Origin of the sequence: Sulfurovum sp. (assembly GCF_015493435.1) — a bacterium.
Classification (GTDB): Bacteria; Campylobacterota; Campylobacteria; order Campylobacterales; family Sulfurovaceae; genus Sulfurovum.
This window is the reverse complement of the sequence record NZ_WGDD01000051.1, coordinates 62,331-72,426: the sequence shown is the minus strand read 5'-3', so window position 1 is coordinate 72,426 and position 10,096 is coordinate 62,331. Positions and strand designations below refer to the sequence as shown.

The window sequence follows — 10,096 nt, the reverse complement described above, 5'->3', positions numbered from 1 at the left end:
TCTTCATCTTGATAAATTACAATATCACTCATAACCCAAGCTCCTCAAGGTAACTTTGCATCTGCTTTTTCACCTCTGATAGTTCCTTTTCTATCTTGACTATGTTTTGCTTGGTCGCCTCTATATCTACAGGCTCTTCCTCTTCAAAAGTGTCAACATAACGAGGAATATTCAGGTTGTAGTCATTCTCTTGTATCTCTTCGAGGGTAGCAATATGACTGTATTTCTCTACTTCTTTTCTATTTTTGTAGGTGTCTAGGATCTTGGCGATGTGTTCATCATCGATACTATTTTGATTCTTATCCTTGTTAAATTCACGGCTTGCATCAATGAACAGTACATCCGTAGTCGTTCTGCCCTTTTTGAAAAGCAGTATCGTAGCAGGAATGCCCGTACCAAAGAAAAGATTGGCAGGGAGTCCTATCACAGCATCAAGCAAATTGTCATCGATGATTTGCTTCCGTATCTTACCTTCGCTCGCACCCCTAAAGAGTACTCCATGAGGCAAAACCACACCCATACGCCCCTCGGCATTGAGACTCGCCAACATATGCTCTACAAAAGCGTAGTCTCCCTTACTCTTAGGAGGCAACCCATACCCAAAACGCCCATACTTGTCATCTGCCAAATCTTCTGCACCCCATTTATCCAGTGAAAAAGGAGGATTGGCAACAACTACATCAAACTTCATGAGGTGGTCATTTTCTTTGTGAAGTGGATTACGCAAGGTATCACCCCAAGCGATGTTGGCATCGTTTATCTCATGCAGGAACATATTCATCTTACACAGAGCATGGGTCTGACCGTTTTTCTCTTGTCCGTAGATAGCAAAGTTTTCATTACCCACCTCTTTACTCGCTTTAATGAGCAAAGACCCCGAACCACAAGTCGGGTCATAAATGCGGTCACCCTCTTGGGCTTCTACTAACTTAGAGAGTAGTGTAGAAACAGAGCTAGGGGTGAAAAATTCTCCCCCTTTCTTCCCTGCATCACTCGCAAAATGAGCGATGAGATACTCATAAGCATCTCCTATGACATCATTACCCTCTAACATAGAAGGGCGTAAGTCTAGCTTCTCATTGGCAAAGTCTTCTAATATATTTTTAAGTATGCTGTTGCGCTCTTTGGTATTGCCCAGTTTACTTTCAGAGTTAAAGTCCACATTACGGAAGATGCCCTCAAGCTTCTCTTTGTTGTCCTCTTCTATACGCTCTAGGGCTTTGTTGATAATCTCACCGACATTTGCAGCTTCTTTATGTTTGAGCAAGTAGTCAAATGTACACATTTCATCAAGTACAAACTTCTCACGTTTCAGACTCTTAGCTATACGCTCCTCATTGCCTTTATATTTCTCATGCAACTCTTCAAGCTTCTCTTTATAGAAATCAGACAAATACTTCACAAAGAGCATTGTAAGTACATAATCTTTGTACTCATTACTATCCATCGTACCCCTAAAAGTATCGCACGCTCTCCAGACAATATTGTTAATGGTCTCTTGTGTTGTTTTTTGCATTAGTTCTCTTCCTTGTTTTGTTGTATTATGGTATCTAAAATTGTTTGTGAAAGTTGTTTTTTTTCCTGCTTGAGTTTTTCTATCAGTTCAATTTCTTTTGCAGAAAGTCTCATGAGTTCTACTGTCGTGTTCTGAACTTCAAGAGAGGGCAGAACGACATCGATGTTTTCCAGATCTTTTGTCTTGATCATCGGAATGGTGGTTCCCTTGATCTCCCGCTCCAACACTTTTTTTGCCGGAGTAGAGTTCAGGTAATGTGCCAGATAAGCACTGTTCGCACTGCTGTCTTTAACCCTGACAATACACATGAGAGAGGGAATGACCAGACCGGCACTCTTTTCATCAATGTACACTGCCACATTTGGCTTACGGAGCCTTACAACAATGTCTCCGATTTTTGAAATATATTTATCATCAATAGGCTCAGCAGAGATAAAGTCGTCAAAATACTCATCTTGCAGCGTTACTGAGTCAGTAAATGATTTAAGTGTAACCTGCCGGTAAATAAATTTGGTTTTGTCGTGTAGTGCCGCTTTTTTACGGGAAAGCACAAGACCTGTTCTGACAGTTGCAATTTCAGAAAGCTTCAAACCGATCCTTTTTAATGTTTATATGAGAATAATACATTAATTTTGGATAATAGTCAACTTAAAATGTATTATTTTAAAAATAAACACATATTTCAGTTTGCTTAACGCTTCAGCACTTTTTTCAATGCTGAGAGAGAAAGGGTGTTGATCACATCCTTTTCTTCCAGCCAGCCTCTTCTGGCCTGATACACCCCGTACCGCATATAGTCGAGTGAGGCTGCATTGTGTGCATCGGTCGAAATGGTAAAACGTACTCCTGCCTCTTTGGCGCGTTTGGCATAGATGTCGTTCAGGTCAAGCCGTTTTGGCTGTGCATTGATCTCCAGGAAACAGCCGTTATCCATAATTCCTTTATAGAGCTGTTTCATATTTATCTTGTAGGGTTCCCTCTCACCGATAAGCCTGCCTGTCGGATGTGCAAGTATCTTGACATAGGGGTTTTCCAGTGCCCTGAGTATGCGTTTGGTCTGCATCTTCTGTGTCAGACTGAAATGGTCATGTACGGCTGCGACCACAAAATCCATCTCTTTGAGCACACTGTCGGGAAGCGCCAGACTCCCGTCTTCAAGAATGTCAAGTTCAACGCTTTTCAGTATGGTGATGCCTTTGAGTTCTTCATTGAGCCGGTCGATCTCCTCCATCTGCTCCATGGCGCGTTTCTCATCCATACCGTGTACGATGCTCATATGTTTGGAATGGTCGGTAATGGCGATGTATCCATACTCCCGTTTTTTTGCCGCCAATGCCATTTCTTTAATGTTGTTGTGCCCGTCACTGTAATGGGTATGCATATGCAGATCGCCCCTGATCTGATCTTCTTCTATCAGCTTTGGCAGGCGGTTCTGCCTTGCTGCGGTATGTTCTCCCCTGCTTTCACGCAGTTCGGGCTCGATGTAGCGCAGTCCCACCCCTTCATACATCTCCGTTTCCGTGGCACCGGCAATCTTCTTTTCATCTTTAAAAAGACCGTATTCATTGACTTTCATGCCCTGCTCTTTTGCCATGACCCTTATGGCGATATTGTGCGACTTGGAACCGGTAAAATAATGCAGTGCCGCACCGTAGCTTTCCTCTTTCACACAGCGCAGATCAACCTGAAGATCGTTCTTGAGGATGACAGTGGAGCGGGTATTGCCGTGAGAAACGATCTCTTTGACCGCCGGATAGGCGACAAAGTAGTTTATGAGCTTTGCCGGGTCTTTCGAAGTTGTGAGAACATCGAGGTCTCCGACTGTCTCTTTCCTTCTCCGGAAACTCCCTGCGACAGTGACCTGTTCAGCCCCTTTGTAGGCTTTGAGATAGTGTTCAAGTGCCAATGCATGCGGTTCGATGACAGCATAAAGAAAACGTTTTCCCTCTTTTTTTGCGAGCAGTGTTGCATGGAGTATTTTCTGTTCGAGCCCTTCGCTGAAGCCTTTGAGTTTGCTGATCCTGTGTGACTCTGCCGCCTGTTTCAAGGCATCAAGAGAGTCGATATGCAGCTCCTGGTAAAGTATTTTTGCCCGCTTGGGGCCAATGCCTTCCACAGTTAGAATATCCAGCAGGTGAGGCGGGAAATCATGTTTGAGGTACTCCAGTTTTGCCAGTCTTCCGGTCTCTACGATCTCTTTTATCTTTGCCGCTATGCGTTCTCCGATGGTTGGAAGCTTGGAAATATCTTCTCCCTCCTCGACCATTTTGGACAAATCTTTTCCCAGGTTTCCAATGGTACGCGCGGCATTCCTGTATGCCCTGGTCCTGAACGGGTCTTCCCCCCTGATCTCAAGAAGATCTGCCAGCTGTGTAAAGATGGAAGCGATCTCTGCATTTGAAACAACCATTTTTTTCCTTTTATGCAAGGTTCTGTTTGATTATTATACTGAAAAAGCGGGCAAATGTATCAAATTTCCCCGAAGCTCTATCTTTTTTCTTTTTATTAGGCTATAATGCCGAACTTTTCTGCAAGAGTGTACTGAACTCACTTATTTGAGACCATTGGCGTCTCCTCTATTTTCCACGAACAACAACGTGTGACACAAAGTTTGGTATCGGTTGCATAAAACAGGTTTTTACGCCTCTTAATACCATTAGAACTTTTCTAATCGAAGCAAGACAACTACAACACCGACCATTTTAATACAAAGACATACACATGAAATTTACAGATTTTAACCTTAAAGATACCATTCTCGCTGCCGTAACCGAAGCAGGATTTACCGAACCGAGCCCCGTACAGAAAGATGCCATTCCTCTTGTTCTCGAAGGACACGATATGATCGCACAGGCGCAGACGGGTACAGGCAAAACCGCCGCGTTCGGTCTGCCTATTATGAGCATGATGAAAGGCGACGGAAGCGTTGAAGGGCTTGTCATCGTTCCTACACGTGAACTTGCCATGCAGGTGAGTGACGAACTCTTCCGTTTCGGAAAACTCTCAGGGCTTAAAACAGCGACTGTTTACGGCGGTACAGCTTACGGCAAACAGATTGAGCGTATCAAGCAGGCTTCCATCGTAGTCGCCACTCCTGGACGTCTTCAGGACCTTCTGATGAGCGGAAAAATCAAGCTGAACCCGCACTTCGTCGTACTTGACGAAGCGGATGAGATGCTCGATATGGGTTTCCTTGACGAGATCAAAAATATTTTTACCTTCCTGCCGAAAGAGCGTCAGACACTGATGTTCTCGGCAACTATGCCAAAAGGTATCAGAAAACTCGCAGAGCAGATCCTGAACGATCCCAAAACAGTTTCCATTACCAAGTCCGAGAGTACCAACTCCAAGATCACACAGTACTACTACGTGGTGCAGGAGAGAGAAAGGGACGATGCACTTGTCAGGCTCATTGACTACAAGAACCCGGACAAGTGTATTATCTTCTGCCGTATGAAAAAAGAGGTCGACAGACTGGTAGCACACCTCACAGCTCAAGGTTTCAAAGTCAGCGGCCTTCACGGCGACATGGAACAGAAACAGAGGGAAGTGACCATCAGGGCATTCAAACAGGGCGGCATCGATATTTTCGTGGCAACCGATGTTGCCGCGCGTGGTCTGGATGTCAACGATGTTACCCATGTGTTCAACTACCACATTCCTTTTGACTCTGAAAGTTATGTACACCGTATCGGGCGTACCGGCCGTGGCGGTAAAACAGGTGAAGCCATTACTTTGGTAAGTCCCAACGAGCTGCGTACTATCAAGCGCATCGAAAAAGATGTCGGCGCGAAACTCATCACACAGGTCATTCCTACCCGTATGGAAGTACAGAACAACCGTAACGATGAACTCATTGCCAAAATCGCCCAGATACAGATTACCGACAAAGCGATCGAACTGGTCAAAACACTCCAGCATGACCTCGATATTGTGACTATTGCGCATCTGCTTGCTTCCATGGTACAGTCGGAGATTTCAGTCAAAGGAAAAGACCATATCGGTCTGGGTCTTGAAGAGGTCGAGCTGCTCATCGAAAGAGCGATGCAGAACAGAGGCAACAGCGGTGGCGGCCGAGGACGCGGGAACTACAGAGGCAACAACAACCGAAGAAGATCAGGCGGCGGAGACCGCAACAAACACGGACGCAACGGCAGAAGCGGACGCAACGGCGGACAGGGAAGCAACAGAGGGTAAAACCTCACTCTCCTTCCCCTCTCACATATCCAAAGGGCTAACTGCCCTTCCCCTGTTCATCTCTACTAGATGGATGTAGATCAATGGTTGTTTATCTTTGAAAGTTTGTATTTTTTACTCCATCTGATCTTTCATATGCATTCCCACGCAGGATCGATGGGAACAAGTTCAAAAGTTCAAAATTTACTTATTGACATATCATATCAATTGTAATATAACCAATGTATGAATTTTAAATGGGATGCAGAAAAAAACAAGTTACTAAAAAGTGAACGCAATGTTTGCTTTGAAGATGTGACTGCACTGATTTACGAAGATAAAGTACTTGATATTATCGCTCACCCCACTCACCCCAATAGAGAGAGATATCCTCATCAACGGATGTATATCGTCCGGATACAAGGGTATGTACATATGGTGCCATTGGTTAAAAATGGTGATGAGATATGATTAAAGACAATCGTGCCAAGTAGGAAAATGAATAAAATTTATAAAGGGGTTGGTGATGCAAATGGATGAATATGAATTAGAGTTGCTGGATGCAGTAGAAAATGCTACATACTTTGAAAGAGTAGAAAATTTTGAAGATGAGCTTTTGGAAGCAAAAAATGCAGCAAAGAATTTTTTAAATAAAAGTAAAAATGTAAATATCCGTATTCCGGAATTTGATATGCTCATGCTCAAACGAAAAAGCGCAGAACTCAACATACCCTATCAGACGATACTTTCATCGCTAATACATCAGTATGTGACGGAGAAACTGAAACCTACATTGTGACAGTCCTCTTCGTGCTATGTACCTGTTGTGCAGTATTTACTTCACTGTTTAAAAACACTTCTGTTGAACGACGACCAAAAATGTACCACCATGAATAGACAGGAGCTACTACAATCCAAACTACACTATTTGGCAAAAGATTTTTTGAAAACCATCAGCAAAGTATAACAAAACAAATCAATGAACCTGATCTCCTCTGCCATTTGTTGGTCTCTGCTCCGCTACATGTAAAAAGTTAAAAAGCTAAGATGCTATAGGCATTAAATTCGATAAAATACACTTCGCATAAAGTTTCAAGGTCAAAAGGGTTAATTATAATGAGTGAAAGTAAAGATTTTTTACGTACAATCGTTGAAGCAGACTTAAAATCAGGCAAATATAAAGAAATTGTTACAAGATTTCCTCCAGAGCCCAACGGCTTCCCGCATATTGGGCATGCCAAATCTATCTTTATCAATTTTGGAATTGCAAGTGACTACAACGGTTTCTGTAACCTTAGAATGGATGATACCAACCCAACTACAGAAGACACAAAATATGTCGAGGCGCTTAAAGATGCTATCAAATGGCTTGGATTTGAATGGCATGGCAAGGTACACTTTACTTCTGATTATTTTCCTAAACTATATGATTATGCTATCCAGCTTATTAAAATGGGCAAGGCATATGTAGACAGCATTAATGAAGAGGAGATGAGGGAATATCGCGGAACGGTTACAGAACCGGGTAAGCGCAGCAAGTATGCAGAGCGTTCAGTGGAAGAAAATTTAAACCTGTTTGAAAGAATGAAAAATGGTGAGTTTAAAGACGGAGAACACGTTCTTCGTGCCAAGATCGATATGAGTGCTGCCAATATGAAAATGAGAGATCCGCTTTTATATCGCATAAGACATGCGCATCATTTTAGAGCAGGAGATACATGGTCTATTTACCCAATGTATGATTTTGCGCACTGTTTATCTGATTATATAGAAGGCATTACTCACTCTCTTTGCACCCTGGAGTTTGAAAATAACCGTGATATTTATGACTGGGTACTCGATACGCTTGAGCTTAAACCGCCCCGCCCGTATCAGTATGAATTTGCACGACTGAATATTAACTATACCGTAATGAGCAAAAGAAAGCTTTTGGAACTGGTTGAAGGGAATTATGTCAGCGGATGGGATGATCCCCGCCTCCCTACGATCGCCGGATACAGAAGAAGAGGCTACACACCGGAATCTATTTTGACTTTCTGCGATCAAATCGGTATCGCGAAGGCAAACTCTGTGGTTGATGTCGCACAGCTTGAATTTTGTATCAGGGATGATTTGAATACAAAAGTGCCGCGTGTGATGTGTGTGCTCGACCCGCTCAAAGTAAGCATCGAAAATTATGAAGGCTCCGAAGAGATCGATGCCTCATACTATCCGGATGATGTTCCTAAAGAGGGCTCAAGAAAAGTGCCTTTTTCCCGTGAAGTTTATATTGAACGTGATGATTTTACGGAAAACCCTCCCAAAGGCTATTTCCGCCTTACCCCGGAACAACCGGTGAGGTTGAAACACGGATTTATCATTTCTTGCAAGGAAGTGGTCAAAGATGACAATGGCAACATTACAGAAATAAAAGCAGAGTATTACCCCGATTCCAGAAGCGGCTCAGACAGAAGCGGTATCAAGGTTAAAAGTGCCATTCAGTGGGTGAGTGCGAAAGAAGCTAAAACCGTTGAAGTACGGCTTTATGACAGACTCTTCTCTGCAGAAATTCCCGAAGGTGTAGAAGACATTAACCCTGACTCTTTGAAAATTATCAAAAATGCGCTTATTGAGCCTGCTGTTATCACGGACAAACCTGATGAAAGATTCCAATTTGAAAGACAGGGCTATTTTTATGCTGATCCTGTTGATTACACTGATGAGGCACCAGTATTTAACAAAATTGTAGGTCTCAAAGATTCCTGGGGGAAAAAGAAAAAAGCACCGAAGAGTGAACCCAAACGTCAAGCGAAAAAAGAGCAAATAGATGGTGAAGTGGTACCTATGAGTGAAGCCCAGCAAACACTGTTCGACAAGTATACCGGTGAACTTGGGCTAAACAGTGAAGTCGCCAATACTCTGGCTCGTGACGAGAAACTCTCTTCCTTTTACCATGATGCACTTTCTGTCAACAACAGTCCGGTAACGATTGCGAATATGGTGGCTAATGACGTCGCCAGAGAGTTAAAAGAAAGTCAAACGGATGTGCTGAAATTTGATGCTGAACAGATCGCTGCACTTGTGAAGATGGTTGATGACGAAACAATATCGAGTAAAATGGCCAAACAAGTATTTGAAGAGATGGCCAAGTCGGGAACACATCCAAAAAAAATAGTAGCGGACAAAGGACTTGTACAAATCAGTGATCCTGCCAAAATTTCACCTGTTATCGATGAAGTAATGGCAAAAAATCCAGATAATGTTGCTAAATTCAAAGCCGGAAATACTAAACTTTTAGGTTTCTTTGTCGGGCAGGTATTAAAAGCTACCGGGGGCAAAGCAAACCCAAAAGTAGTCAATGCGCTTGTGGCTGAAAAATTAAAATAATCAATGGATGCAAAAATTGTTTTTACTCATCCTATGAATTTTCCGCTTCTGCTTCTTTGTGCATCCATGATCTCGATCTCTCTTGCCCCTGAAATGACAACATCCGGGTCAAGTACAAAATCCATTGTTTCATCTCTTCCCTCATAGTTTACAGCGTTCAGAATGACTTTGAGGGCTTCGAGTCTTGCACTCTGCTTGTCATTTGAACGTATCACTGTCCATGGTGCATTGTGCGAATGGGTCTGTTTGAGCATATCGTATTTGGTGTCGGTAAAATCATCCCATCGGTCCTGAGCCTGTACATCGATCTCACTGAGTTTCCATTGTCTAAGAGGGTCTGTTTTTCTTCTTTCGAACCTTCTTGCCTGTTCGTCTTTCGTGACGGAAAAGTAAAGTTTGACCAGAATAGTCCCCTGTCGGGTCAAATCTTTTTCAAATCCTTTGACCCCTTTCATGAAATCGTCATGTTCTTTTTGGGTACAGAATCCGAAAACCGATTCTACCATGGCTCTGTTGTACCAGCTCCGGTCAAACAGAACCATTTCTCCGCCTCTTGGAAAGTGTGAAATATACTTTTGGTAGAACCACTGGCTTTTTTGCTCTTCCGTCGGTTTTCCCAAAGCCACAATGCGGTAATGTTTTTCATTCATGTAGCGTGTAACCCTTCGGATCGTCCCGCCTTTACCGGCTGCGTCGCGTCCTTCAAAAAGAATAATCATTTTCTGATTGGTGACTTCAAGGTGCTTTTGCAGTTTGATCAACTCTGCCTGGTACGGTTTAAGTGTCTGCTCGTTCTTTCGTTTTTTAACCGCTTTGTTCTCTACAGCTTTTTCTTTTTTGCTGCGGCTGTAATTTTCTATCAGATCATCAAGAGAGACCGTTTCTCCCTCTATTTCAAATTGCGTATTCTCATTTGTTTCCATTATTCTTTTTCCTTCTTTTGGGTATTTTAGATTCATGTTTTTTCGGATTTTTTACATAGTCTATTATTTATTGTACTACTCTTTGTCTTAGCAGCATAATAAAACAATGAAGTTT

General features: G+C 42.8%; 7 protein-coding genes. 3 read left to right on the top strand and 4 right to left on the bottom strand.

Going from position 1 to position 10,096, the window contains the following annotated elements; genetic code table 11:
- Positions 1–28: 28 nt before the first annotated feature.
- The 3 genes from F8L24_RS09115 to polX form a co-directional block, all read right to left on the bottom strand.
- Positions 29–1,516: a type I restriction-modification system subunit M gene (locus F8L24_RS09115; RefSeq protein ID WP_294954858.1), complete on the bottom strand. Its 1,488-nt coding sequence runs from the start codon at positions 1,514–1,516 to the stop codon at positions 29–31.
- Positions 1,516–2,106: a restriction endonuclease subunit S gene (locus F8L24_RS09110; protein WP_294954855.1), complete on the bottom strand. Its 591-nt coding sequence runs from the start codon at positions 2,104–2,106 to the stop codon at positions 1,516–1,518. The genes F8L24_RS09115 and F8L24_RS09110 overlap by 1 nt, the downstream gene beginning before the upstream one ends.
- Positions 2,107–2,207: 101 nt before the next feature.
- Positions 2,208–3,926 (bottom strand): DNA polymerase/3'-5' exonuclease PolX, encoded by a 1,719-nt coding sequence (gene polX, locus F8L24_RS09105; protein ID WP_294954853.1) that lies wholly within the window; start codon positions 3,924–3,926, stop codon positions 2,208–2,210.
- A 311-nt stretch (positions 3,927–4,237) separates the two neighbouring features.
- On the opposite strand from polX, the gene F8L24_RS09100 reads away from it, so the two are divergent.
- The 3 genes from F8L24_RS09100 to F8L24_RS09090 all read left to right on the top strand — a co-directional run bounded on the left by F8L24_RS09100 (position 4,238) and on the right by F8L24_RS09090 (position 9,058).
- Positions 4,238–5,713 (top strand): DEAD/DEAH box helicase, encoded by a 1,476-nt coding sequence (locus F8L24_RS09100; RefSeq protein ID WP_294954850.1) that lies wholly within the window; start codon positions 4,238–4,240, stop codon positions 5,711–5,713.
- Positions 5,714–6,218: 505 nt separating this feature from the next.
- Complete coding sequence (locus tag F8L24_RS09095; RefSeq protein WP_294954847.1) at positions 6,219–6,491, top strand: hypothetical protein; 273 nt, start codon at positions 6,219–6,221, stop codon at positions 6,489–6,491.
- 317 nt (positions 6,492–6,808) lie between these two features.
- Entirely contained in the window at positions 6,809–9,058 is a 2,250-nt protein-coding gene (locus F8L24_RS09090) for a glutamine--tRNA ligase/YqeY domain fusion protein (protein ID WP_294954844.1), read from the top strand.
- A gap of 26 nt (positions 9,059–9,084) precedes the next feature.
- Here the strand turns inward: F8L24_RS09090 and ppk2 are convergent, their stop codons facing one another.
- Positions 9,085–9,981 (bottom strand): polyphosphate kinase 2, encoded by an 897-nt coding sequence (ppk2, locus tag F8L24_RS09085; protein WP_294954841.1) that lies wholly within the window; start codon positions 9,979–9,981, stop codon positions 9,085–9,087.
- Positions 9,982–10,096: the final 115 nt, after the last annotated feature.